This is a genomic window from Nocardioides sp. LHD-245, assembly GCF_030929495.1.
In the GTDB taxonomy this organism is placed as follows: domain Bacteria; phylum Actinomycetota; class Actinomycetes; order Propionibacteriales; family Nocardioidaceae; genus Nocardioides.
The window spans coordinates 1-23,682 of record NZ_JAVFWN010000029.1; the positions used below are offsets into that span (position 1 = coordinate 1).

Annotated in this window: 21 protein-coding genes and 1 tRNA gene; 10 read left to right on the forward strand and 12 right to left on the reverse strand. The window is 71.3% G+C overall.

The window, feature by feature from the left end; all coding sequences use genetic code 11:
- Window positions 1-184: 184 nt before the first annotated feature.
- On the reverse strand, window positions 185-1,570 hold the full coding sequence (gene lysA / locus RB608_RS27905; RefSeq protein WP_308091372.1) for a diaminopimelate decarboxylase: 1,386 nt from the start codon (window positions 1,568-1,570) through the stop codon (window positions 185-187).
- Window positions 1,567-3,258: an arginine--tRNA ligase gene (argS, locus tag RB608_RS27910; RefSeq protein ID WP_308091373.1), complete on the reverse strand. Its 1,692-nt coding sequence runs from the start codon at window positions 3,256-3,258 to the stop codon at window positions 1,567-1,569. Before argS ends, lysA begins: the two co-directional genes overlap by 4 nt.
- An 83-nt stretch (window positions 3,259-3,341) precedes the next feature.
- Here argS and RB608_RS27915 point away from each other — a divergent pair.
- Window positions 3,342-3,414: transfer RNA gene (locus RB608_RS27915), tRNA-Arg, on the forward strand.
- A gap of 63 nt (window positions 3,415-3,477) precedes the next feature.
- Complete coding sequence (rnhA, locus tag RB608_RS27920) at window positions 3,478-3,942, forward strand: ribonuclease HI (protein WP_308091374.1); 465 nt, start codon at window positions 3,478-3,480, stop codon at window positions 3,940-3,942.
- A gap of 329 nt (window positions 3,943-4,271) precedes the next feature.
- Here rnhA and RB608_RS27925 read toward each other — a convergent pair whose 3' ends face one another.
- Window positions 4,272-5,171 carry an LCP family protein gene (locus RB608_RS27925; protein ID WP_308091375.1) on the reverse strand — a complete coding sequence of 300 codons (900 nt, stop codon included), beginning with the start codon at window positions 5,169-5,171 and terminating at the stop codon, window positions 4,272-4,274.
- Window position 5,172: 1 nt separating this feature from the next.
- Complete coding sequence (locus RB608_RS27930; protein WP_308091376.1) at window positions 5,173-5,727, reverse strand: hypothetical protein; 555 nt, start codon at window positions 5,725-5,727, stop codon at window positions 5,173-5,175.
- A 326-nt stretch (window positions 5,728-6,053) separates the two neighbouring features.
- Here RB608_RS27930 and RB608_RS27935 point away from each other — a divergent pair, with 326 nt between their 5' ends.
- Window positions 6,054-9,689, forward strand: a complete 3,636-nt coding sequence (locus RB608_RS27935; protein ID WP_392391069.1) for a multifunctional oxoglutarate decarboxylase/oxoglutarate dehydrogenase thiamine pyrophosphate-binding subunit/dihydrolipoyllysine-residue succinyltransferase subunit — start codon at window positions 6,054-6,056, stop codon at window positions 9,687-9,689.
- Window positions 9,690-9,702: 13 nt separating this feature from the next.
- Window positions 9,703-9,879, forward strand: coding sequence for a DUF6104 family protein (locus tag RB608_RS27940; RefSeq protein WP_181410938.1), 177 nt, complete (start codon window positions 9,703-9,705; stop codon window positions 9,877-9,879).
- Between the two features lie 204 nt (window positions 9,880-10,083).
- Here the strand turns inward: RB608_RS27940 and RB608_RS27945 are convergent, their stop codons facing one another.
- Complete coding sequence (locus RB608_RS27945) at window positions 10,084-12,189, reverse strand: MMPL family transporter (RefSeq protein WP_308091378.1); 2,106 nt, start codon at window positions 12,187-12,189, stop codon at window positions 10,084-10,086.
- An 81-nt stretch (window positions 12,190-12,270) separates the two neighbouring features.
- Here RB608_RS27945 and RB608_RS27950 point away from each other — a divergent pair, with 81 nt between their 5' ends.
- Genes RB608_RS27950 through RB608_RS27960 form a run of 3 tightly spaced genes read left to right on the forward strand, consistent with a single transcriptional unit; the run spans window position 12,271 to window position 14,226 of the window.
- A complete protein-coding gene (locus RB608_RS27950; protein WP_308091379.1) occupies window positions 12,271-12,945 on the forward strand; it encodes a TetR/AcrR family transcriptional regulator in 675 nt (224 codons plus the stop codon).
- Between the two features lie 10 nt (window positions 12,946-12,955).
- Complete coding sequence (locus RB608_RS27955; RefSeq protein ID WP_308091380.1) at window positions 12,956-13,624, forward strand: hypothetical protein; 669 nt, start codon at window positions 12,956-12,958, stop codon at window positions 13,622-13,624.
- Window positions 13,621-14,226 carry an acetoacetate decarboxylase family protein gene (locus RB608_RS27960; RefSeq protein WP_308091381.1) on the forward strand — a complete coding sequence of 202 codons (606 nt, stop codon included), beginning with the start codon at window positions 13,621-13,623 and terminating at the stop codon, window positions 14,224-14,226. The genes RB608_RS27955 and RB608_RS27960 overlap by 4 nt, the downstream gene beginning before the upstream one ends.
- A 119-nt stretch (window positions 14,227-14,345) precedes the next feature.
- On the opposite strand, the gene RB608_RS27965 is transcribed toward RB608_RS27960, so the two are convergent.
- From RB608_RS27965 to RB608_RS27975, 3 genes are read right to left on the reverse strand one after another with little or no spacing between them, the layout of a single operon-like run.
- Entirely contained in the window at window positions 14,346-14,594 is a 249-nt protein-coding gene (locus tag RB608_RS27965; protein ID WP_308091382.1) for a hypothetical protein, read from the reverse strand.
- Window positions 14,595-14,619: 25 nt separating this feature from the next.
- Entirely contained in the window at window positions 14,620-15,771 is a 1,152-nt protein-coding gene (locus RB608_RS27970) for an acyl-CoA desaturase (protein ID WP_308091383.1), read from the reverse strand.
- 10 nt (window positions 15,772-15,781) lie between these two features.
- Window positions 15,782-16,972, reverse strand: a complete 1,191-nt coding sequence (locus tag RB608_RS27975) for a ferredoxin reductase (RefSeq protein ID WP_308091384.1) — start codon at window positions 16,970-16,972, stop codon at window positions 15,782-15,784.
- A gap of 129 nt (window positions 16,973-17,101) precedes the next feature.
- On the opposite strand from RB608_RS27975, the gene RB608_RS27980 reads away from it, so the two are divergent.
- Together RB608_RS27980 and RB608_RS27985 are read left to right on the forward strand one after the other, a co-directional pair.
- Window positions 17,102-17,728: a TetR family transcriptional regulator gene (locus RB608_RS27980; protein ID WP_308091385.1), complete on the forward strand. Its 627-nt coding sequence runs from the start codon at window positions 17,102-17,104 to the stop codon at window positions 17,726-17,728.
- A 58-nt stretch (window positions 17,729-17,786) separates the two neighbouring features.
- Window positions 17,787-18,866, forward strand: a complete 1,080-nt coding sequence (locus RB608_RS27985) for an alpha/beta hydrolase (protein ID WP_308091386.1) — start codon at window positions 17,787-17,789, stop codon at window positions 18,864-18,866.
- Window positions 18,867-18,953: 87 nt separating this feature from the next.
- Here the strand turns inward: RB608_RS27985 and RB608_RS27990 are convergent, their stop codons facing one another.
- The 4 genes from RB608_RS27990 to sodX all read right to left on the reverse strand — a co-directional run bounded on the left by RB608_RS27990 (window position 18,954) and on the right by sodX (window position 23,280).
- On the reverse strand, window positions 18,954-20,444 hold the full coding sequence (locus tag RB608_RS27990) for an MDR family MFS transporter (RefSeq protein WP_308091387.1): 1,491 nt from the start codon (window positions 20,442-20,444) through the stop codon (window positions 18,954-18,956).
- Between the two features lie 250 nt (window positions 20,445-20,694).
- Window positions 20,695-21,669 (reverse strand): zinc-binding dehydrogenase, encoded by a 975-nt coding sequence (locus tag RB608_RS27995; protein WP_308091388.1) that lies wholly within the window; start codon window positions 21,667-21,669, stop codon window positions 20,695-20,697.
- Between the two features lie 54 nt (window positions 21,670-21,723).
- Entirely contained in the window at window positions 21,724-22,839 is a 1,116-nt protein-coding gene (locus RB608_RS28000) for an NADP-dependent malic enzyme (protein ID WP_392391070.1), read from the reverse strand.
- 75 nt (window positions 22,840-22,914) lie between these two features.
- Entirely contained in the window at window positions 22,915-23,280 is a 366-nt protein-coding gene (gene sodX / locus RB608_RS28005) for a nickel-type superoxide dismutase maturation protease (protein ID WP_308091390.1), read from the reverse strand.
- A gap of 70 nt (window positions 23,281-23,350) precedes the next feature.
- Here sodX and sodN point away from each other — a divergent pair.
- A partial coding sequence (gene sodN, locus RB608_RS28010) for a superoxide dismutase, Ni (RefSeq protein WP_308091391.1) occupies window positions 23,351-23,682 on the forward strand: 332 nt, incomplete at its 3' end.

Consider the following 23,682-nt stretch of genomic DNA (forward strand, 5'->3'; position numbering starts at 1 on the left):
AGCCTCAACGCCCGGCCACGCCCTACTCTTGACATGCAGACCCCAGCCCAAGCGCTGGACCGGCTGCTGACCAAACCGGCAGCAGCCTAGGAGTTGCTTAGACCGCTTGACCTTGCCGGTCCCCGGACGACGAATCCGGTAGTTGAACGCTCAGCCCGACCAGCCCCGAGAGCACACCCCTGCCTCAGCCGACGTCGGTGGCGAGCAGGTCGTCGACCGTCTCGCGACGCACGATCACCCGCGCCCGGCCGTCCTTGACCGCGACCACCGGCGGGCGGAGGGCGTGGTTGTAGTTGGAGGCCATCGATCGGCCGTACGCCCCCGTGCCGGGCACCGCGACCAGATCGCCGGGCGCGATGTCACCAGGCAGGAACTCGTCCTTGACGACGATGTCGCCGGACTCGCAGTGCTTGCCGACGACGCGGGCCAGCACCGGCGCGGCCGAGGAGACCCGCGAGGCGAGCGTGCAGGAGTAGTCGGCGTCGTACAGCGCGGTGCGGATGTTGTCGCTCATGCCGCCGTCGACCGAGACATAGGTGCGGGTCGCACCGCCGTCGAGGGCGACCTCCTTGACGGTGCCGACGGTGTAGACCGTGCACATCGCCGGGCCGACGATGGCGCGGCCGGGCTCGATCGACAGGTGCGGGACGGCGATGCCCAGCACGGCACACTCCCCCGTCACGATCTTCGTGAGCTGCTCGGCGAGCACCGCCGGGTCGGAGGGGTCGTCCTGCGTCGTGTAGGCGATGCCGAAGCCGCCGCCCAGGTCGAGCTCGGGCAGGACCCGGCCGAGCTCGGTGCCGATCCGGGCGTGGAGCGCGAGCACGCGGCGGGCAGCGACCTCCCAGCCCGAGGTGTCGAAGATCTGCGAGCCGATGTGGCTGTGCAGCCCGCTCAGGTCCAGACCGTCCTCGGCGAGGACGCGCGAGGCCGCCTCGAAGGCGTCGCCCGACGCGATCGAGAAGCCGAACTTCTGGTCCTCGTGGGCGGTCGCGATGAACTCGTGGGTGTGCGCCTCGACGCCGGCGGTCACCCGCACCATCACGCCCTGGGTGACACCGAGCTGACGGGCGACGTCGGCGAGCCGCTCGATCTCGTGGAACGAGTCCACGATGATCCGGCCCACCCCGGCATCGACCGCGCGGCGCAGCTCCATCGCCGTCTTGTTGTTGCCGTGGTAGCCGATCCGCACCGGGTCGACCCCGGCCCGCAGTGCCACCGTCAGCTCGCCGTCGCTGCACACGTCGAGGCAGAGACCCTCCTCCGCGACCCACCGGGCCACGGACGTGCACAGGAAGGCCTTGCCGGCGTAGTAGACGTCGTAGCCCGCGAACCCGTCACGGAACGCCCGGGCCCGGGCCCTGAAGTCGTCCTCGTCGAGGACGTACGCCGGCGTGTTGACGTCGGCCACCAGGTCCGGGACCGCGAGCCCGCCGATGTGCAGCACCCCGTCGGCCTTGCGGGCCGACGCCGACCACAGGGCCGGGACCAGCGCGTTCACGTCGGCCGGCTCGCGGAGCCAGACCGGCGACGTACCGGTGAACCCCCCGGGCGAGACGTGGGCGCTCACATGCGCTCCGGCGCGGAGACGCCCAGCAGGTCGAGACCGTTGGCGATCACCGTCTGCGTGGCCACGACGAGCACCAGGCGGGCCAGGTTGGCCGGGCCGACCGGCTCGTCGCCCTGCGGCAGCATCCGGCACTCCTTGGTGTCGTACCACTTGTTGAAGACCGACGCGGTGTCCTCGAGGTAGCGGGCGATCCGGTGCGGCTCGCGCAGCTCGGCGGCACTGGCGACGACCCGTGGGTACTCCGCCAGCGCCCGCAGCAGCTCGCCGTCGCGCTCATGGGCGAGCAGGCTCGGGTCGAACTCCGTCCCGAGATCGGGCAGCGCCATGCCGAGGTCGGCGGCGTTGGCGAGCATCCGACAGGTCCGCGCGTGGGCGTACTGGACGTAGTAGACCGGGTTGTCGTTGGACGCCCTGGTGATCTCCGCGACGTCGAGGGTCAGCGGCGAGTCGGCCGGGTAGCGCGCCAAGGAGTAGCGCAGCGCGTCGACGCCGATCTCCTCCGCGAGCTCGTTGAGCGTCACGATCGTGCCGGCCCGCTTGGAGAGCTTGAGCTCCTGGCCGTCACGCAGGATCTTGACCAGCTGGCCGATCATCACGTCGAGGGTCTGGTCGGGATCGTCGCCGACGCAGGCCGCCATCGCCCGCAGCCGGCCGACGTACCCGTGGTGGTCGGCGCCGAGCAGGTAGATGCAGTGATCGAAGCCCCGTCGCCTCTTGTCGAGGTAGTAGGCGGTGTCACTCGCGAAGTAGGTGAGCTCGCCGTCGGACTTGATGAGGACCCGGTCCTTGTCGTCACCGAAGTCGGTGGTGCGCATCCACAGCGCGCCACCGTCCTCGAAGACGTGGCCGAGATCCTTGAGCCGCTGCAGGGTCTCCGGAACGGAGCCCGAGTCGTGCAGGGAGAGCTCGGAGAACCAGACGTCGAAGTGGGTGTTGAAGGAGTCGAGCTGCGCCTGCTGCTCGGCGAGCTGGATCTCGTAGCCCTTGGCCCGGACGGCGGTCCGCCGCTCCTCGCCCTCCAGTTGGAAGATGCCGGGGCTGGCCGCCTCGACAGCCTTGGCCAGGTCGTCGATGTAGGCGCCGGCGTACCCGTCCTCGGGCTTGGGCTCGCCCAGCGCCGAGGCGATGATCGAGTCGGCGAAGTGGTTCATCTGCACGCCACGGTCGTTGATGTAGAACTCGCGGGTCACCTCGGCGCCCGCCGCCGCCAGCACCCGGCCGATCGCGTCGCCGAGCACCGCCCAGCGGGTGTGGCCCAGGTGCAATGGGCCGGTCGGGTTGGCCGAGATGAACTCGACGTTGACCTTGTGCCCCTCGAGCGTCGCCGTCCGGCCGTACGACGCCCCGGCCGCGACGACATCGGCCGCCACCTGCCCCTGAGCGCCCGCCTCGACGGTGATGTTGAGGAAGCCCGGACCGGCCAGCTCGACGTCGGCGATGCCGTCGGCCTCCCGGAGCCGAGCGGCCAGCAGCTCACCGAGCGCCCGGGGGTTGGTCCCCTGGCCCTGGACCAGACTCCGTTTGGCCAGCTGCAGCGCGACGTTGGTCGCGTAGTCCCCGTGCCCCTTCTGCCGGGGTCGCTCCACCGTCACCTCGGTCGGAACGCCGTCGGTCAGGGCGAGGTCACCCTGGTCGACGAGCGTCGAGAGGGCGTCGACGATCGTGGTGGAGAGCTGGGCTGGAGTCACCGGCCCAGCGTATCGAGGGACACCGGTTTCCATTGCACGGATATCGACCGGTAAGGTTCCTCACCGTGCCTCCCGGGGCGCATGCCTCCGTAGCTCAGGGGATAGAGCACTGGTTTCCGGTACCAGGTGTCGCAGGTTCGAATCCTGCCGGAGGCGCACCAGAACCGCAGGCCGACGGCCTGCGGTTCTCGTCGTTCCGGGGCCGTACGCTCTCCCCCTGTGCCGAGCGAATCCACCTCCCGCGTCACCATCCACACCGACGGCGCCTGCCTGGGCAACCCGGGGCCCGGCGGATGGGGCGCGGTGCTGCGCTACGGCGAGCACGAGCTGGAGCTGTACGGCGGCGACCCGGCCACGACCAACAACCGGATGGAGCTGATGGCGGCCATCCGGGCGCTCGAGACGCTCAGCCGGCCCTCCGCCGTGGACCTGCACACCGACAGCAGCTACGTCCGCAACGGGATCATGTCGTGGGTCGCGAAGTGGAAGGCCAACGGCTGGCGTACCTCCGCCAAGGCCCCGGTCAAGAACGACGACCTCTGGCGCCGCCTCGACGCCGCCGCGGCGGTCCACGACGTCACCTGGCACTGGGTGAAGGGCCACGCCGGGGACCCTGGCAACGAGCGTGCGGACGCCCTCGCCGGGAAAGGCGCCCGCGAGGCCCGCGGCGACCTGCCGGCCTAGCGACCCTCGGCCGTCGAGGCCTGCCGCCAGGCGGAAGGGGGCCCACCGCGACCGCGTGCGCGGCAGCATGGCGCACGGCGGCGCAGCCGCACCGGGGGACGCCCGCGGGCCGAGCGAAGCGAGGTCCGTGCGGCGAGCCCGGTCTGCGACACGCTCGCGCCCTGCATGCCGACGGTCTTGCCGCCACGCGGACGCGACCAGCTACCGGTCTCGACCGCGTGCGCGGCAGCGTGGCGCACGGCGGCGAAGCCGCACCGGGCGACGCCCGCGGGCCGAGCGAAGCGAGGTCCGTGCGGCGAGCCCGGTCTGCGACACGCTCGCGCCGACGATCAGCACCTCTCGATCGTGGCGTCGTCGCGGGCGGCGTCGCCGTACCGCTTCGCGTCGGCGGTGTTGGGCAGGACGACGCTGGCGCCGCCCACGTTGCCGATGCTGCCCTGGAGCACGCAGGTGGTGATCTTGGCGGAGTCGACCTGGGCGATCGCCTGGGCGATGCGGAACAGGTCCTTCGGCGAGACGTCGTGCGTCTTGAGGTGCTTGAGGACCGAGAGCACCTGCTTCTCGATCCAACCCGCCTGGTCGGCCTTGCGGGCGATCTTCTCCTGGATGCCCCGCAGCACGAGCTGCTGGTTGGCAGAGCGGTCGAAGTCGCCGCGCGGCAGCGCCTTGCGGACCCGGGCGAACTCGACGGCCTTCATGCCGTTGATCCGGACCTTGCCGGCGGGCCAGCCCTCGGGGTGGAGGTACTGGTCGGCGAAGGCGCGAGGGTTGTCGACAGTGATGCCCCCGATGCCGCTGATCAGGTTGGCCAGGGCGCTGAACGGGGCGAGCATGACGTAGTCGGGCTGGACACCCAGCAGGTTGCCGACGGTCTCGCCGAGCAGCTGCGGACCGCCGTAGTAGAGCGCGGCGTTGACCCGGTTGGACCCGACACCCGGGATCGGCACCCAACTGTCGCGCGGGATGCCGACGGCGGTCGCCGCGCCGGTGCGGGTGTCGATGCCGACCATCTGGAGGGCGTCGCCGCGGGTGCGCTCCGGGTCCTCCCCCGGGCGGGCGTCGGACCCGACGCCGAGGATCCACAAGACGTCGGGGTCGACATCGACGCCGGCGGCGCGATCGACCTTCACCAGGGTGAAGCGGGTCGGCGCCGGGGCGCTGTCGGGCACGAGCAGTGCGGTCAGGCCCAGCACCAGGCCGAGCACGAGGAGTCGGAGGATCGCTCGCATATCAGGCTCCTTCCTCGCCACGGCTCACGTCGAACCCGAAGACCCGCCATCCGTCCTTGCCCGGCGTCAGCAGCAGCCGCCCGGTGACCTGGTCGGACCGCTGCGTGCCGTCGGGGCCGCCCTCCAGCTCGACGGTGAGGACGACGTGCGCGGTCGCGCCCGCGGGCTTGCCCCGCACGCCCAGCACGTCGACGCTCACCGACCGCTGGGTGACCTCGGCCCCCTCGAGCCGGTCGCCGACCTCTGCGTTGCTCATCACAGCGGGTTGGGCGAGCGCCAGCTCCCGGGCGTCGTCGGTGAACGCCCCGAACGCCTCGTCGAAGGTGCCGCGGGGGTAGTCGCCGGCGTACCCGCCGTCGATCCAGCCGTCGACCACCTCGGTGACCGCCGCGAGCGCCTCGGCCGCCCGCGCGTCGTCGAGCTCACCGCGGACCTTGCCGAGCGTCGCGTCGGTCTCGACCGCATGCTCACCACCCGACCCGTCGCCGCTGCCGGGTCCTGCGTCGGTGCCGTCGCCGTCATCCGAGCAACCGGCGAGGGTGAGCCCGGCGGCCACCACGAGAGCCGTCGCGACGACCCCCTGCCGCGCCCTCTGCCGGCCCCGTCCTGGTCGTGTCCGCACGTCTGCTGCCCCCGTTCTCCGGCACTCCGAAACCGCGCCCGGATGTCTGTTGCGCAACACCCTGCCGCAAACGGTGCCCACGGGTCGGTATTTGCTTCGGCATGGGACTAGCCTTGGCGGTCGACAGCCACTCGCTATCGGCGGCGAGTGCGTCCAGCTCATCGGAAGAGGCGAAGCACGTCGTGACGCAGTCGTCAGACCAGTCCACCGGATCTCCCGTTCCTGCGGACTTCGGAGCCAACGAGTGGCTCGTGGAGGAGATGAAGGAGCGGTTCGAGACCGACCCCACCAGCGTCGATCCCGCCTGGGCGACGTACTTCCAGAGGGACAACGGTACGACGGCCGCGGCCCCTGCCGCCGCGCCGGCGGCCTCTGCGCCGGCCACGCCCGCGCCCGCCGCCGCTCCGCCCGCTCCGGCCGCCGCCACCCCGACGCCGAAGGCCACCCCCGCGCCGCAGGTGAGCCCCGCCTCCTCCACCACACCGACGCCGCCGAAGGCCGACTCCCCGGCGCCGACCCCGAAGGACGCGCCGCGTCCGGCTCCCGTCACGGCGAGCGACGAGCCCACCCTGACCGTGCTGCGCGGCATCCCCGCCGCGACCGCGAAGAACATGGACATCTCGCTGGCGGTCCCGACGGCGACGTCGGTGCGCAACATGCCGGTCAAGCTGCTGTGGGACAACCGCATCGTCATCAACAGCCACCTCAAGCGCGCCCGCGGCGGCAAGGTGTCCTTCACCCACATCATCGGCTACGCCATCGTCAAGGCGATCAAGGCGCTGCCGGCGATGAACAACACCTACGACGAGATCGACGGCAAGCCGACGATGGTGGCGCCCGCGCACATCAACCTGGGCCTGGCGATCGACCAGCAGAAGAAGGACGGCACCCGCCAACTGGTCGCGCCCAGCATCAAGGCGTGCGAGTCGATGGACTTCGCGCAGTTCTGGACGGCGTACGAGGAGATCGTGCGCAAGGCCAAGGACAACAAGCTGACCATGGAGGACTACTCCGGTACGACGGTCAGCCTCACCAACGTCGGCGGGCTCGGCACCAACAACTCCGTGCCTCGGCTGATGAAGGGCCAGGCGGCGATCATCGGCGTCGGCTCGATGGACTACCCGCCGGAGTTCCAGGGCGCCTCCGAGGAGACCATCGCCCGCAACGCGATCTCCCGGATCATGACCATGACGTCGACCTACGACCACCGGGTCATCCAGGGCGCGCAGTCGGGCGAGTTCCTCGGCCAGGTCCACAAGTACCTGCTCGGCCAGGACGGCTTCTACGACGAGATCTTCCGCGCCCTGCGGATCCCCTACGAGCCGATCCGCTGGAACGCCGACGTCGCGACCTCGCACGACGACGAGATCGACAAGCAGGCCCGGATCCTCGAGCTGATCCACGCCTACCGCGTGCGCGGCCACCTGATGGCCGACACCGACCCGCTCGAGTACAAGCAGCGCAGCCACCCCGATCTGCGGATCGAGTCGCACGGCCTCACCCTGTGGGACCTGGACCGGGAGTTCCCGACCGGCTCGTTCGGCGGCGGCGACCGGCGCTTCCTGAAGCTGCGTCACATCCTCGGGATCCTGCGCGACTCGTACTGCCGCACGACCGGCATCGAGTACATGCACATCATGGACCCGGAGCAGCGCCGCTGGATCCAGGAGCGCGTCGAGCAGCCGCACACCAAGCCGCCCCGCGAGGAGCAGCTGCGGATCCTGCTCAAGCTCAACCAGGCCGAGGCGTTCGAGACCTTCCTGCAGACCAAGTTCGTCGGCCAGAAGCGGTTCTCGCTCGAGGGCGGCGAGACCACCGTTCCCGTGGTCGACGAGATCGCGGAGGCCGCGGCCCAGGCCGGGCTGGTCGAGGTCGCGATCGGCATGGCGCACCGCGGCCGCCTCAACGTGCTGGCCAATATCGTCGGCAAGTCCTACAACCAGATCTTCCGCGAGTTCGAGGGCAATATCGACCCGCGCACGGTCCAGGGCTCGGGCGACGTGAAGTACCACCTGGGCGCCGAGGGCGAGTTCGTGGCCGGCACCGGCGAGACCATCGCGGTCTCCGTCGCCGCGAACCCGTCGCACCTCGAGACGGTCGACCCGGTCCTGGAGGGCATCGCCCGCGCGAAGCAGGACGTCCTCGACCGGGGCACGGAGTTCCCGGTGCTGCCGATGCTCATCCACGGCGACGCGGCGTTCGCCGGCCAGGGCGTCGTGGCCGAGACGCTCAACCTCTCGCAGCTTCGCGGCTACCGCACCGGCGGCACGATCCACGTCGTCATCAACAACCAGGTCGGGTTCACCACCTCCCCCGGCTCGTCGCGCTCCACGCTGTACGCCACCGACGTGGCCCGGATGATCCAGGCGCCGATCTTCCACGTCAACGGCGACGACCCGGAGGCCTGCATCCGGGTCGCCCGGCTCGCGTTCGAGTACCGCCAGGCGTTCAACAGCGACGTCGTGATCGACCTGGTCTGCTACCGCCGTCGCGGTCACAACGAGGGCGACGACCCGTCGTACACCCAGCCGCTCATGTACGACCTCATCGAGCAGAAGCGGTCGGTGCGCAAGCTCTACACCGAGTCCCTCATCGGTCGTGGCGACATCACGATCGAGGAGGCCGAGCAGGTCCTGCGCGACTACCAGCAGCAGCTGGAGCGGGTCTTCACCGAGGTGCGGGAGGCGACGTCGGCTCCCAAGGAGTGGACCACCGTCCCCGACTACCCGGACAAGCCCCTCGGCGAGACCCAGACGTCGGTGACGCCGGAGGTCCTCAAGCGGATCGCCGACGCGTACGTCAGCCCGCCGACCGGCTTCACCGTCCACCCGAAGGTGATGCCCCAGCTCCAGCGGCGCGCCGCCGCGATCACCGACGGCCCGATCGACTGGGCCACCGGCGAGATGCTCGCGCTGGGCTCGCTGCTCATGGACGGGCGTCCGGTCCGCCTGGCCGGCCAGGACTCGCGCCGCGGCACCTTCGTGCAGCGGTTCGCGACGATGATCGACCGGGTCAACGCCGACGAGTGGACGCCGCTGGCCAACCTGACCGAGGACCAGGCCAAGTTCTTCGTCTACGACAGCCTGCTCTCGGAGTACGCCGCGCTCGGCTTCGAGTACGGCTACTCGGTCGCGCGTCCCGAGGCCCTGGTGCTCTGGGAGGCCCAGTTCGGCGACTTCGTCAACGGCGCCCAGTCGGTCATCGACGAGTACATCTCGGCCGGCAAGACCAAGTGGGGCCAGGACTCCGGCGTCGTGCTGCTGCTGCCGCACGGCTACGAGGGCCAGGGTGCCGACCACTCCTCGGCCCGCATCGAGCGGTTCCTCACCCTGTGCGCCGAGGACTCGATGGTCGTCGCGCAGCCGTCCACGCCGGCCTCGTACTTCCACCTGCTGCGCCAGCACTCCCTGGGTGACGAGCACAAGCCGCTGATCGTCTTCACGCCCAAGCAGATGCTCAGGCGCAAGGACGCCGCCTCCCAGCCGGCCGACTTCACCTCCGGCGAGTTCCGCCCGGTGATCGGCGACGCGACGGCCGACCCGGCCAAGGTGACGACCGTGCTGCTGGTCTCCGGCCGGCTCACCTGGGACCTCATGGTCGAGCGGCAGAAGTCCGAGCGCGACGACGTCGCGATCCTGCGGGTCGAGCAGCTCTATCCGTGGCCGACGGACGCGGTGCGGACCGAGCTCGACAAGTACCCGAACGCCACAGTCAGGTGGGTCCAGGACGAGCCCTACAACCAGGGCCCGTGGCCGTCGTTCTACCTCAACGTCGTCCCGCACCTGGGCCGGGCCATCCAGCCCGTGACCCGGCCCGCGTCCTCGACCACCGCGGTCGGCACCGCCAAGCGCCACCTCGAGGAGGCCAAGGTCCTCATCGGCGAGGCCTTCGCCTGAGCTTGGAGGACGGATGTACTTCACCGACCGCGGGATCGAGGAGCTCGAGCAGCGCCGGGGCGACGAGGAGGTCACCCTGGCGTGGCTCGGCGAGCGGCTGCAGGAGTTCGTCGACACTCACCCGGAGTTCGAGGTCGCCGTCGAGCGGTTCGCCACCTGGCTGGCCCGCCTCGACGACCCCGACGACTGACCCGTCGCATCTGAACCCCTGAGCACTGCCGACCCGGCGCAGATCAAACCCCGAATGATGCCGACCCGGCGCAGATTGAAGTCTTGAGTTCAATCTGGGCCGGGTCGGCGTCGTTCGGACATCAATCTGGGCCGGGTCGGCGTCGTTCGGACATCGATCTGGGCCGGGTCGACGGCTCTGGGACGTACAGATGCGCCGGGTCGGTCAGGCCGGGACCGTCTCGGAGAGCCCGATCCGGCGGTGCAGCGCCCGGAGCGGCCGCGGCGCCCACCAGGAGCGCTCCCCCAGCAGCCGGATGCTGGCGGGCAGCAGCACGCCCCGGATCAGGGTGGCGTCGATGAGGATCGCCAACCCGGTGCCGAGCCCGAAGAACTGGATGAAGCTGACCGAGCTCACCAGGAAGGCGAAGAAGCTGATCGCGATCAGCGCCGCCGCCGTGCTGACGATCCGGCCGGTGTGGGCCAGGCCGTGGACCAGCGCCTCGTCGTTGGACATCCCGCGGTCGCGCATCTCCTTGATCCGGCTCATCACGAACACCTCGTAGTCCATCGACAGGCCGAAGGCGACGCAGAACAACAGCACCATCATCGAGCTGTCCATCGGCTGCGGCGTGAAGCCGAGCAGCCCGGACAGGTGGCCGTCCTGGAACACCCAGACCATCGCGCCGAGGGTGGCACCGAGACCGACCGCGTTGAGCACGAGGGCGCGCAGCGGCTGGACCACACTGCCGGTGAACAGGAACAGGATCACCAGCGTGGTCAGCACCAGCCAGCCCGCCACGAGCGGCAGCCGGTCGCCGATGCCGGTCATCTGGTCGTGCAGCTCCGCGCTCGCGCCGCCCACCAGCGCATCGGTCCCGCCCGGTGCGGACACCGCCCGGACGTCGTCGACCAGCCCGCGGGCGTCGGCGGACATCGGGTCGAGGTCGCTCACCACGGAGACCAGGTCCGCATCACGGCCGGCCCGGGTGTCGACCCGGACCACCCCGGGCAGCTCCCCCAGCCGGGCGGCGTACGACGCGAGGTCGGCCTCGGACACGGTGGAGGTGGTGACGACCTGGATCGGGTGGGTGCCGTCGCCGCCGAAGGCCGAGCGCAGCGCGTCGCCGGCCTGCCGGCTCGACGCGCTGGTGGGGAGCACCCGGTCGTCCGGCGTACCGAGCTCGATGCCGGCGAGCGGGATCGCCACCACGAGCAGGCCCGCCAGTACCGGCAGCGCGCTGAGCAGCGGACGCCGCGCCACGAACCGGGCCAGCCGGGCCCACGCGGGCGCCTCCTCGCCGCGGATCCCCCGCACCCGCGGCACCCGCCACGCGTCGACCCGGTCGCCGAGCAGGCTGAGTCCGGCCGGGAGGACCACCACGGCGGCGAAGGCGGTGATCAGCATGACGCCGATGCCGGCGTAGGCGAACGAGCGCAGGAAGTACATGGGGAACACCAGGAGCGCGGCGAGCGCCACCGCGACCGTGGTCGCGCTGAAGGCGATCGTCCGTCCTGCGGTCTCGACCGCACGGCGCACGGCGTCTTGATGAGCACGTCCCGCGGCCCGCTCCTCGCGGACCCGGGCCACCATGAGCAGTCCGTAGTCGACGGCGAGGCCGAGCCCGAGGCCGGTGGTGAGATTGACGGCGTAGATCGACACATCGGTGGCCGAGCCGAGGATCGAGAGCTCCGCGAACGTGCCGAAGATCGCCGCGACCCCGACACCGAGGGTCACCAGCGCGCCCACGACATTGCCGAAGGCCAGCACCAGCAGCACCAGGATCAGCGGGATGGCGATGCTCTCGGCCAGGCCGAGGTCCTTCCCGATCTGGGCGCCGATCTCCTCGCCGACGACCTCGCCCCCGCCGACGTCGACCGTGAGCGGGCCGTCCACGCCGGCGTACTCGTCGAGCACGGCGCCGGGATCGGCCTCCTCCCCGGCGGCGACCGACGCGGTGACCAGGGCGTAGCGGCCGTCGGTCGAGCGCATCGGACCCGCTCGGGTGTCGAAGTACGACACCACGTCGGCCAGGTCCGGGTCCGCGCGCAGCCGCTCGGTGAGGGCAGCGCCCGCACCGGCCGAGGCGGTCGAGTCGACGTCGCCGTCGGCGGCCTCGACCACGAACACGTAGTCGGCCCCACCGGCGAACCGGTCCTCGAGCAGCGCCGCGGCGCGACTGCTCTCCGAGGCCGGGTCGTCGAAGCCGGCCGCCTGCAGCTTGCCGAAGGCGCCGACGCCGACGACCGCGGCGACGACCACCGCCAGCAGGCCGAGCACGAGCACCGTGCGGGCCCGCCTCGTCACCAGTCCACCGATCCAGCTGAACATCGCGCTCCTCCAATGTGTGCGCCCGTAAACTTTACGAGTGTTAACTTGGCATGGATGTGTACGGGTGTCAACATGTTCTCCGTGAGCACCTCGACGGACCACCCGGCCACCGGCGGCCGGCGGAGCTACCACCACGGCGACCTGCGCAACGCCCTCGCCCGAGCGGCCGCGGACCTCGCCGCGACGGGCGGCCCGGACGCGGTCACCATCCGGGGCGCCGCCCGCGCGGTGGGCGTCACCCCCACCGCGGCGTACCGGCACTTCGAGAACCAGGCCGACCTGCTCGAGGCCGCCCGTTCGCTCGCGATGGACGGGATGGTCGAGGCGATGGCCGGCTATCTCGCCCAGGTCCCGGCGGAGGGCGACCCGATCGAGCGCGCCCTGGAGCGGCTCCGGTCGACCGGCCGCGGCTACATCCGGTTCGCGATCGAGGAGCCGGGGGTGTTCCGCACCTGCTTCACCGGTGGTCTTCGCAGCGACGACGCCGACGGCGAGACGGGCATGGGCCAGCCGGCGCCCTACGTACTGCTGGCCGAGATGCTCGACGACCTGGTCGCGGTCGGCTACCTCGCCCCCGGCGACCGGCCCGACGCCGAGGCCGGCCCCTGGGCAGCGGTGCACGGGCTCGCGATGCTGCTCACCGACGGACCCCTGTCCGGCCTGGGCGAGGCCGAGCGGGAGACGGCCATCGCCCGCACGCTCGAGCTGGTGACCCGCGGACTGGCGACCGGCCCGCAAGGGCGCGCCGGACGCTAGTCTCACCCGCGTGAGCGACGAGCTGATCGACTACGCGGCCTGGGGCGAGCGCTTCTTCGCGACCGCCGTGACCGCCGAACGGGTGCTGAGCGGCGTCAACGTCCTCGCCGGCCGACCCATCGACGTCGGCCCGCTGGGCGTGGGCCCCGGCCGGATCGCCAAGGTCACCGCGACCGGCACCATCGGCACCGCCACCGGCGAGCGGACCGGCGCCGATCCGGTGACCTTCCACGTCGACCTGCCGGTCACCTTGAGGTTCAGCATCGACCTCGGCATGGACAAGCAGAACTTCGACGCCGACATCACCGTGCCCCTGACGATCACCGCCCACGGCCGCGCCGACCTCGCGATCGCGCTCGACGTGACACCCCCGCGCTCGGCCCAGGTCGTCGTCCGCCTCAAGGCCCGGGGCCTGCGCGCCTCGCTGACCAGCAAGGCCGCCAACGTCGAGGGCGAGCTGCGCCGCTTCGTGGCGAAGTACGTCGCCAAGGAGCTCGAGAAGCCCTACGTCCGTCAGGCGACGGTCATCGACGTGGGCGCGGCCGTCGAGAAGGCCGCCGCCGGACTCGGCCCGCGGGAGGCGAGCCCGATGGCCGCCGAGCTCACCGACGCCCTACCGGCCGCGATGGAGGCCGAGATCGAGCACACCGCCCAACTGTTCCTGGAGGACGACAGGTGAACCCCTATCCCCCGGCCCCCTGGCACATGCGCGGGTCGCTGTGGCTGTCCGTCTTCCGCCTCGGTCGCGATGTCGACGCCCACCACCCCGCCGGGACGTACGGCGTGGCGCTGGTCTCCTACGAGGAGCCGAGCCCGCTGACCTACCAGGAGCTCCTGCTCGCCCGGACGACCAAGGACAGCACCGGCAAGGGCGCGGTGACGATCACCGACATCTGGGTCGACTCCCCGGCGTCGCAGGCCGGTGGTCGCGCTCTGTGGGCGATCCCCAAGGAGCTGTGCGACTTCGACCTCGACAGCTCCTTCCGCGGGCCGGTGACCTCGACCGACTGGACGGCGACCGTCGAGCGGCGCCCGATCGTCGAGGCCAGCTTCACCGACGTGTCCCGGGCCGCGATCCGGGTGCCGTTCACCGGCCGGGTGGAGCAGCCCGGCATCCCCGAGCATCCCGAGACGGCTCACGTGCTGATGAAGGGCAACGCCAAGGCGCTGCCGTGCCGCGGCCGGTGGAGCTTCGCCGCCGATGGCCCGCTCGGGTTCATGCGGGAGGCGCGGCAGCTCGGGTCGTTCCGGATGGCCGGCTTCCGGCTCGCGTTCGACTGAGTGGAACGCCCGACGTTGCGGTTTGGGACCAAACCGCAACATTTCGGCCCCCAGACACGCGGTTTGGGACCAAACCGCAGGTGGTCAGACCAGTTGTGCACAGCCTGGGGATCACGCCCCTACTCGGCGACGTCACCCTCCGGCAGCGTCGGTACGTCGCCACCGTGCTCGTCGAGCGCGCGCCGCGAGGCTTCCTTGATCTCGAAGATCTCCGTGGCGAACCCGCCGACGGCCGCGGCGACCTCGCCGACGGCGCGGGTCACGATGGTCGCGACCTCGCCGACGGTCTGCGCCGCGGCCTCGGCGCCCGCCTGGAGCGCGTCCTTGGTGATCTCGCCCCTGGTGAGGTGGTCCCGTCCGTCGGTCATGTCGGCCAGTCTCCCCCGAGCGCCGTCAGGCTGCCAACGAGTCCTCGGTCACGGCCCCGGGGCCGCCGACCGGCGCGACCTTAGCTTCACCGCCGGGCAGCGAGTAGCGGCAGATCTTCTTGAAGACGCTCCACAGCTGCTGGTGCAGGCGGCCGGTGTTGTAGGGCAGGCCGTAGCGCTGGCAGATCTCGCGGACCTCGACGGCCAGCTCCGGGTAGCGGCGGGCCGGCAGGTCGGGGAAGAGGTGATGCTCGATCTGGTGCGAGAGGTTGCCGCTCATCAGGTGCATGAGCCTGCTGCCCGTGATGTTGGCGGAGCCGAGCATCTGGCGCAGGTACCACTGCCCGCGGGTCTCGTCGGCCGTCTCCTCCTCGGAGAAGGACGCGACGCCGGCCGGGAAGTGGCCGCAGAAGATGATGTTGAACGCCCACACGTTGCGGACCAGGTTCGCGACCGCGTTGCCCGCGAAGGTGAGCGGGAACAGCGGACCGGTCAGCGCCGGGAAGAGCAGGTAGTCCTTGACCGCCTGGCGCCGGATCTTCCTCATCAGGCCGGGGTAGAGCGGCTTGTTGTCGGCGAGCTTCCGCTTGCCGGAGACGATGTTCTCGACCTCGAGGTCGTGCAGGGCCACGCCCCACTCGAAGAAGGTCATCAGCAAGAACGCGTAGAGCGGGTTGCCGAGGTAGTAGGGGTGCCACTTCTGCTCGGGATCCATCCGCAGGATGCCGTAGCCCACGTCGCGGTCCTTGCCCACGATGTTCGTGAACGTGTGGTGGATGTAGTTGTGGGAGTACTTCCACTGCTCTCCCGGGCACACGGTGTCCCAGTCGAACATCCGGGAGTTGAACGCCGGGTCGCCCAGGAAGTCGTACTGGCCGTGCATGACGTTGTGCCCGATCTCCATGTTGTCGAGGATCTTCGACACGCTCAGGCAGGCGACGGCCGGCAGCCAGCCGACGACCGGCAGGTAGAACAGCGCCCGGCCGGCGATCTCCATCTTGCGTTGGGTGGTGACGACCTTGCGCAGGTACGCCGCGTCCTCCTCGCCGAGGTCGGCGAGGACCCGCTGGCGCAGGGTGTCGAGCTCCGCACCGAGCCGGTCGATCTGCTCGGCGGTGAGGCCGTGGTACTTCTCGTCGGCCGGGGCGGCCGGGTCGCTCAGGGTGTCGATGCTCATGGGGGTCTCCTCAGAGGTCGATGTGGCAGTCGCCGGCAGCGGCGGTGACGCAGATGCGGATCTCCTCGTCCGGCAGGGAGGACTCCTCGCCGGTGAGGACGTTGCGGACGGCACCGGCGGTCTTGGTGCGGGTGCAGGAGAAGCAGATGCCCATCCGGCAGCCGAAGTCCGGCTTCAGGCCGAGCTCCTCGGCCTGCTGGAGCAGGCTCGTCCCGGAGGCGGGGGCGCTGGCACCGGAGCGGGCGAAGGTCACCTCGCCGGTCAGCTCCTCGCCGTCGGCGGGCTGCGCGGCGCGGGCGACGGCAGGCTTGAAGAACTCCATCCGCAGCCGCGGCGAGAGCGCTCCGCCCGACGACTCCGGTCCGGCGTAGGCGTCCTTGACCAGCTCGACGAGGCCCGCCGGACCGCACAGCCAGGTGTCGGTGTCGCGGTAGTCCGGCACCAGACGGCGCAGCTCGAACTCGCTGAAGCGCTGGTCGCCGTACCGAAGGTGGACGTCGACGCCGTTGTCCGCCTCGGCGATCGCGGCGAGCTCGTCGGCGAAGATCTGGTCCTCGGGGCCACGGGCGAAGTGCAGGAAGGTCACCTTGCGACCGGCATGGCCGTCGTACCCGTCCCGGAGCAGGGTGCGGACCATCGACATCGCCGGGGTGATCCCGGAGCCGCCGGTGATGAACAGCAGCCGGCTGATCGTCGGCGTCGCCGGGCTCTCGATGAGGGTGAACGCGCCCTGCGCCTGGGAGAGATGCAGGAGCTGGCCGGGCCGCGCCTCGCGGACCAGGTACGACGACACCTGGCCCTCGTCGTGGGCGCGGATGGTGAGGGTGAACCGCTCCCCCGGCGCCGACGCGGCCGAGGAGATCGAGAAGGCCCGGGTGTGCCGCTTGGCCGTGCCGGGCAGCTCGACACCGACGAGCACGTGCTGGCCGGCGCGGTGCCCGCGCCAGGTGCTGGTGGGCTGGAGGGTCAGGGTGGCGACGGGCGCCGAGCCGGTCGCCGCATCGCCGGACGTCTCGCGGTGGACGGACACGACGCGGGCCCGCACCTCGTGGGCGGCCCACATCGGGTTGAACCGCTCGAGGTACCGGTCGACGCCGTGCGGGGTGGCCAGCGCCGCGGCGAGCCGCGAGCGCAGGAGCCGCCCGACCACGGGGCCGGGGCCGGAGCCGCCGGGCGCCGGCGGCGAGATGAGCGCAGACATCACGTCTCCTTCGATGAGCGAGATTCAGTGCACGACCGTACTCCCAAACTCTCACCCGCAGGCTTGCTGTCGGTCAACGACCCGACCGCGTGACAGTGCACACATGTTCACCCACGTAGGATGGGGTCCATGTCCCAGACCCGTGTCGAGCAGAAGGAGCGGACCCGCCGCGCCATCCTCGACGCGGCCCTCACCCTGTCCGAGGACTCCGCCCTGGTCGCGCTGTCGCTGCGGCAGGTCGCCAAGCAGGTCGGCATCGTGCCGACCGCGTTCTACCGGCACTTCCCCTCGATCGAGGACCTCGGGCTCGCGCTCGTCGAGGAGTCCCTCGACACCTTGCGGGCGCTGCTCCGCGAGCTGCGGCGCGCCGCCGGCGAGGACGCCGCCACCATGATCGACGGCTCGGTCACCGTGCTCGTCGAGCAGGTGCGCCAGGACCACGCCCACTACGGCTTCATCGCCCGCGAGCGGTTCGCCGGCCCGGCCGCGGTGCGTGACGCGATCGCCCGCGGGATCGAGCTCGCCGAGCGCGAGCTGGCGACGGATCTCGCCCACCTCCCCGGCACCACCGCCTGGACCGAGCGCGACCTCGAGGTGCTCTCCGCTCTCATCGTCGGCGCCATGGTGATCACCGCCGAGCGGCTCCTCGGCACCTCTCCCGGCTCCCCCGCCGAGCAGCGCGTCGCCGACGACGCCCGGACCCAGATCCGGATGCTGCTGGTCGGGGCACGCAACTGGCGCTCGCGCACCCCGTGAACGTCGGCCTCGTCACGTTCGGTGGACGACCGGCCGTCGCGACGGCGACCATGTCGCGGTGCCGACCGCAGCAGACCTCCTGAGCACCGCCGCCCGCAACGCCTGGGCGATCTCGCCCCTCGGCGACGGCATCGAGCAGTACGACGGCCTGCCGGCCACCGTCCTCACCGACGCCCCGCACCGGCGACTCGTCCGCTACGACCGGGCCACGTCGGCGCGCACGCTGCGGCCGGTCCTCCTCGTCCCCCCGCTCGCGGTGTCGGCGCGCTGCTTCGACCTGCGCCCCGGCCAGAGCCTGGCCGCCCACCTGCTCGAGACCGGCCGGGCGACGTACCTCGTCGACTACGGGCGGATCACCTTCGCCGACCGCGGCATGGGCTTCGAGGCGTGGGTCGACGACATCCTCCCGACCGCGATCCGCGCGGTCCTCGCCGACCATGCCGCCGGAGGCGACCAGGCCGACGGCGTCGACCTGGTGAGCTGGTCGCTCGGCGGGACCATGAGCCTCCTCACCGCCGCCGCCCACCCCGACCTGCCGATCGCGTCGCTGACGGCGTTCGGCACGCCGATCGACTACACGCAGATCCCGGCGATCCAGCCCCTCGTGGTCGCCGACCGGGTGCTCGGCACCCGGGCCGTCACCGCTCCGACCGCCGCGCTCGGCGGCGTGCCCCGCCACCTGGTGCGGGCCAGCTACCGCGCGATGGCGCCCCGCCGCGAGCTGACCAAGGCCGTCCATCTGGCGAAGAACATCCTGGACGCCGAGACACTGGCCCGGACCAGCGCCATCGACGGGTTCATCGGGGAGATGCCCGGCTACCCCGGCCGCGCGTACCACCAGATCCACACCCGGCTGATGGTGCGCAACGAGCTGGCGTCCGGCACGGTGCGGCTCAGCCGGAAGCGGGCGATCCGGCTCACGGACGTGCGCACCCGGGTGCTGTTCGTCGGCAGTGCGAGCGACCACATCGCCGACGGGCCGGGCGTGCGGGCCGGCGTGGACGTGGTCCCCGGCGCCCGGTACGCCGCCGCGGACGGACTCAGCCATCTCGGCCTGGTCGCCGGGCCGCGCGCCGCCGAGGTCAGCTGGCCGCTGCTCGACGCCTTCTTGGACCAGGCCGCCGCCCCGGCTTCTTGACCGCTTCCCTCGCTTCCTGATCTTTGCAAAGGCCAGGAAGCGCAGGAATCGCCTCTTCAGCGGCGATTCCTGCGCCTCCGCCAGCGATCAGTGACCGGCGTGCACGCCCTCGGGAGCATCGACCTTCGACGGCAGCAGCAGCGCCATCGCGACCACCACGACGCCGATCACGGCACCCGCGGCGAACGCCCACTGCAGACCACCCATGAACGCGTCGACCGGGTGCCTGCCGTCCGCGGCGAGGTGCTCGGTGCGGTTGGTCATGATGACCACCAGCAGCGCGGTGCCGACGGCGCCGGCCACCTGCTGGAGCGTGCCGAGCAGCGAGCTGCCGTGCGAGTAGAGCTGCGGCGGGAGGTCGCCCAGTCCGATCGTGAAGACCGGCGTGAAGACCATCGCCAGGCTGACCATCAGCGCGATGTGCAGCCCCAGGATGACGGCGTACGGCGTCTCCGCGCCGATCCGGCTCAGACCGAACAGCAGCGCCACCATCGCGACCGAGCCGGGGATCACCAGCGGACGGGCACCGATCCGGTCGTAGGCCTTGCCGACCTGCGGACCGAGCAGGCCCATCGCGAGGCCGCCGGGCATGACCAGCAGCCCGGTCTGCAGCTCGCTCAGCCCGCGCAGGTCCTGCAGATAGAGCGGCAGCAGGATCATCGAGCCGAGGAAGGCCATGAAGCCGGCCGCCATGAGGACCAGCGACACCGCGTAGTTGCGGTGCAGCAGGGTGCGCAGGTCGAGGAGCGGGCGCTCGGCGCGCTGGAGGCGGACCTGCAGCGCCGCGAACAGCGCGATCAGGATGACACCGGAGCCGATGAGCAGCGTCGGCTCGGTCCAGGCGGCGTTGCCGACCTTGCTGAGGCCGTAGACGAAGAGGCTGAAGCCACCGGCCGCGAGCACGACGCTCAGCCAGCTGATCGGACTGCGGGTCGTCTCACCGACGTTCTCGAGCTGCCGGAACCCGAAGAAGCCGACGAGGACCGCGATCGGGAGGACCGCGACGAAGATCATCCGCCACGAGCCGAGGTCGAGCAGGATGCCGGACACCGCCGGGCCCAGCGCCGGGGCGCAGGACATGGCCAGCGTGACCTGGCCCATCACCCGGCCGCGGTCCTCGGCCGAGACGACCGTCATCAGGGTCGTCATGAGCAGCGGCATCATCACGGCCGTGCCTCCGGCCTGGACCACCCGGCCGACGAGGAGGATCTCGAACGACGGGGCCACGGCGGCGATCAGGGTGCCGATGCTGAAGGTCGTCATCGCCGTGGCGTACGCCGTCCGGGTGCTCACCCGCTGGAGGAACCAGCCGGTCACCGGGATGACGGCGGCCATCGTCAGCATGAACACGGTCAGCGCCCACTGGGCGGTGGTCGAGGTGATCTCGAACTCGGTCATCAGCCGCGGGATGGCGTTGACCATGATCGTCTCGTTCAAGATGACGACGAAGGTCGCCGCGACCAGCAGCTTGATGACGAGGGGAGTCCGGCCCGGGGTCGCCGGGGCGCTCGGGAACTCCTGCTCGAACGCAGGCGTTTCGCCGGTCTGAGCGGGTCCGGCTGCGTTGGGCGCAGTCATGACAGGTCCTATCGGTTGGGTGGCAGGGTCTGACGGTGGCCGGACCCGTGACGCCGCAGGGGCTCGGGCAGGCCGTCGCTTCACAGGTACGACGAACCAGCCGTCACCGAATCGACATGGCGAGCCAGAGAAATTCATCGGCTCGCCCGTCGGGGCGCTGACAGGAGTCAATCGTCCAGCACCGACAGTCATTCCCGCCAATGGTTAATCGGCGGAATCGCCGCTCCCGACCGCAGGAGGGCCGAGCGCGTCAGGCGCCGAAGACGACCTTGCCGAAGACGTCACCGGCCGCCATGGCGGCGAACCCCTCCCGGGCGTCCGCCAGAGGGAGCACCCGGTCGATCACCGGACGTACGCCGGTGCTGTGGAGCAGGTTGACCAGCGCGGCCAGCTCGCCCCGGGTGCCCATCGTGGAGCCGACGACGCGCAGCTGCAGGAAGAAGATCCGGGTCAGCTCGGCGTCGTCGAGGTTCGGCCCCGAGGTGGTGCCGGAGATGACGATCCGGCCGCCGGGACGCAGGGCGCGGATCGAGTGCGACCAGGTCGCGCGACCGACGGTCTCCATCACCGCGTCGACCTTCACCGGCAGCCGGGCGCCGGACTCGAAGACCTCGTGCGCACCGAGCTCGAGGGCCTTCGCGCGCTTCGTCTCGTCACGGCTGGTGGCGAGCACCCGCAGCCCGCCGGCGCGGGCCAGTGCGATGAGCGCCGTGGCGACGCCTCCACCGGCCCCCTGCACCAGCACCGTGTCGCCGGCCGTGAGCTCGCCCTGGGTGAAGAGCATCCGGTACGCCGTCAGCCAGGCCGTCGGGAGGCAGGCGGCCTCCTCGAAGGACAGCGAGGCCGGCTTGGGCACCACATTGCGCCGCGGGACGACGACCCGCTCGGCCAGGGTGCCCTGGTAGCGCTCGGACAACAGCGACCGCCGGGGGTCCAGGGTCTCGTCACCGGTCCAGTCGGGATCGGAGATCACGGCGTGGACGACGACCTCGTTGCCGTCCTCGTCGTAGCCGGCGGCGTCGCAGCCGAGGATCATCGGCAGCGCCTCGGCCTTGAGCCCGACACCGCGCAACGACCACAGGTCGTGGTGGTTGAGCGCGGCCGCCTTCACGGTGACCGTGGTCCACCCCTCGGGGGCGACGGGGTCGGGGCGCTCCCCGACCACGAGGCCGGTCAGCGGGTCGTCGGAGGAGCTGGCGAAGGAGTCGGCATAGACGGCAAGCACGATCCGACCCTAGTGGTCGTCGCGGGATGCCGGGTCCCCCGTCCGGAGGGTGGGTCAGCTGCGGGCGACGCCGTCGCGGCGGGCGGCCTCGGCCACGGCGGCGGCGACCGCCGGACCGACCCGTGGGTCGAAGGGCGACGGGATGACCAGGTCCTCGGACAGGTCGTCGCCGACCAGCGCGGCGAGCGCGTCGGCGGCGGCGACCTTCATGCCCTCCGTGATGGCGCTGGCGTGCACGTCGAAGGCGCCTCGGAAGATGCCCGGGAACGCCAGCACGTTGTTGATCTGGTTGGGGAAGTCCGAGCGACCGGTCGCGACGACCCGGGCGTGGCGGTGCGCCACGTCGGGGTGCACCTCGGGATTCGGGTTGGCCATCGCGAAGATGATCGCGTCGTCGGCCATCGTGGCGACGACCTCCTCCGGCACGGTGCCGCCGGAGACGCCGATGTAGACATCGGCGCCGTCGAAGGCCTCGGCGAGCGTGCCGCGGCGGCCGCACTGGTCGGCGGTGAGCTCGGCCAGCGCCTTCTTCGACGCCGTCAGGTCGGTGCGGTCGGAGCTGACCACGCCCTTGCGGTCGGTGACCGCGATGTCCTTGACGCCGGCGGCGAGCAGGATCTTCGCGATCGCCACGCCGGCCGCGCCGGCCCCGGAGATGACCACCCGGGTCGCCTCGGCGGTGCGGCCGGTGAGCTTCAGGGCGTTGACGAGCGCGGCGAGGGTCACCACGGCGGTGCCGTGCTGGTCGTCGTGGAAGACCGGGATGTCGAGGGCCTCCTTGAGCCGGTCCTCGATCTCGAAGCAGCGCGGCGCGGAGATGTCCTCGAGGTTGATGCCGCCGAAGCTCGGGGCCAGCCGGACGACGGTCTCGATGATCTCCTCGACGTCGGTGGTCGCCAGGCAGATGGGGATGCCGTCGACGCCGCCGAACTGCTTGAAGAGGACGGCCTTGCCCTCCATGACCGGCATCGCGGCGGCGGGACCGATGTCGCCGAGACCGAGGACGGCGGTGCCGTCGGTGACGATCGCGACGGTGTTGGGGACCCAGGTGTAGTGCCGGGTCAGCCCGGGATCGGCCGCGATCGCCTCGCAGACCTCTGCCACGCCGGGGGTGTAGGCCAAGGAGAGCTGCTCCCGGCTGCCGACGTCGGCCGTGGGTACGGTCGCCATCTTCCCGCCGAGGTGCAGATCGAAGACCGGCTCACCCGCGCGCGGGTGGGGGGAAGGAACGTCAGCCACGGTCATTCATCCTTTCACATCCTCGAACCGGCCCAGTGTCCGGGGCCGCGGCCAGACCCGGGCCCGTACGACGCCCAGCACGGCCTCGTCCGGGACCGGCCCGCGGTGCCGCGAGTCCACGCCGACCGCCGGGTTGTCGCCGCGCAGCCACCAGCCGCTCCCCCGGCGCTCGGTCGCCCGCTTGACCACGAGCGTGCCGTCGGCGAAGCGGGCCACGACGACCTGACCGGGTCGCACCCGGGCGCCGTACACGACGAGGAGCCGGTCGGCGGGACGCAGGGTGGGGCGCATGGAGTCGCCGCGCACGACGGCGACGCCGAGCCTGCGGCGCGTCCCGCCGGGACGCCGCCCTCCCGCCACCGCGTCGGCCATGACGAGTAGTCTCGCAGGCAGTACGTGCCCATCTGCTGGACCATCCGCCGAAACAACAGAGAGGACCCACATGTTCTCCCGTCTCACGACGCGCTTCGTCGCCCCGACCGTCGAGGTCTCCGCCCACTGCGACCTGCCCTGCGGCGTCTACGACCCCGCCCAGGCCCGGATCGAGGCCGAGTCCGTCAAGGCCGTCATCGCCAAGGCCCTCGACAGCGACGACCCCGACTTCCGCACCCGCGCCATCCTCATCAAGGAACAGCGCTCCGAGCTCGTCAAGCACCACCTCTGGGTGCTGTGGACCGACTACTTCAAGCCCCCGCACTTCGAGGCCTACCCCCAGCTCCACACCCTGGTCAACGAGGCCACCAAGCTCGCCGGCGCCACCGGCACCAAGGGCAC

What these genes read in the sequence shown, in the direction of transcription:
- RB608_RS27965 (WP_308091382.1), bottom strand. Translation starts at nt 14,594, where the DNA reads ATGACCGACGGACGGGACCACCTCACCAGGGGCGAGATCACCAAGGAC.
- RB608_RS27980 (WP_308091385.1), top strand. Translation starts at nt 17,102, where the DNA reads ATGTCCCAGACCCGTGTCGAGCAGAAGGAGCGGACCCGCCGCGCCATC.
- RB608_RS27945 (WP_308091378.1), bottom strand. Translation starts at nt 12,189, where the DNA reads ATGTTCAGCTGGATCGGTGGACTGGTGACGAGGCGGGCCCGCACGGTG.
- RB608_RS27935 (WP_392391069.1), top strand. Translation starts at nt 6,054, where the DNA reads ATGAAGGAGCGGTTCGAGACCGACCCCACCAGCGTCGATCCCGCCTGG.
- RB608_RS27940 (WP_181410938.1), top strand. Translation starts at nt 9,703, where the DNA reads ATGTACTTCACCGACCGCGGGATCGAGGAGCTCGAGCAGCGCCGGGGC.
- RB608_RS27990 (WP_308091387.1), bottom strand. Translation starts at nt 20,444, where the DNA reads ATGACTGCGCCCAACGCAGCCGGACCCGCTCAGACCGGCGAAACGCCT.
- RB608_RS27975 (WP_308091384.1), bottom strand. Translation starts at nt 16,972, where the DNA reads ATGTCTGCGCTCATCTCGCCGCCGGCGCCCGGCGGCTCCGGCCCCGGC.
- RB608_RS27925 (WP_308091375.1), bottom strand. Translation starts at nt 5,171, where the DNA reads ATGCGAGCGATCCTCCGACTCCTCGTGCTCGGCCTGGTGCTGGGCCTG.
- sodX (WP_308091390.1), bottom strand. Translation starts at nt 23,280, where the DNA reads ATGGCCGACGCGGTGGCGGGAGGGCGGCGTCCCGGCGGGACGCGCCGC.
- RB608_RS28000 (WP_392391070.1), bottom strand. Translation starts at nt 22,839, where the DNA reads ATGGCGACCGTACCCACGGCCGACGTCGGCAGCCGGGAGCAGCTCTCC.
- RB608_RS27970 (WP_308091383.1), bottom strand. Translation starts at nt 15,771, where the DNA reads ATGAGCATCGACACCCTGAGCGACCCGGCCGCCCCGGCCGACGAGAAG.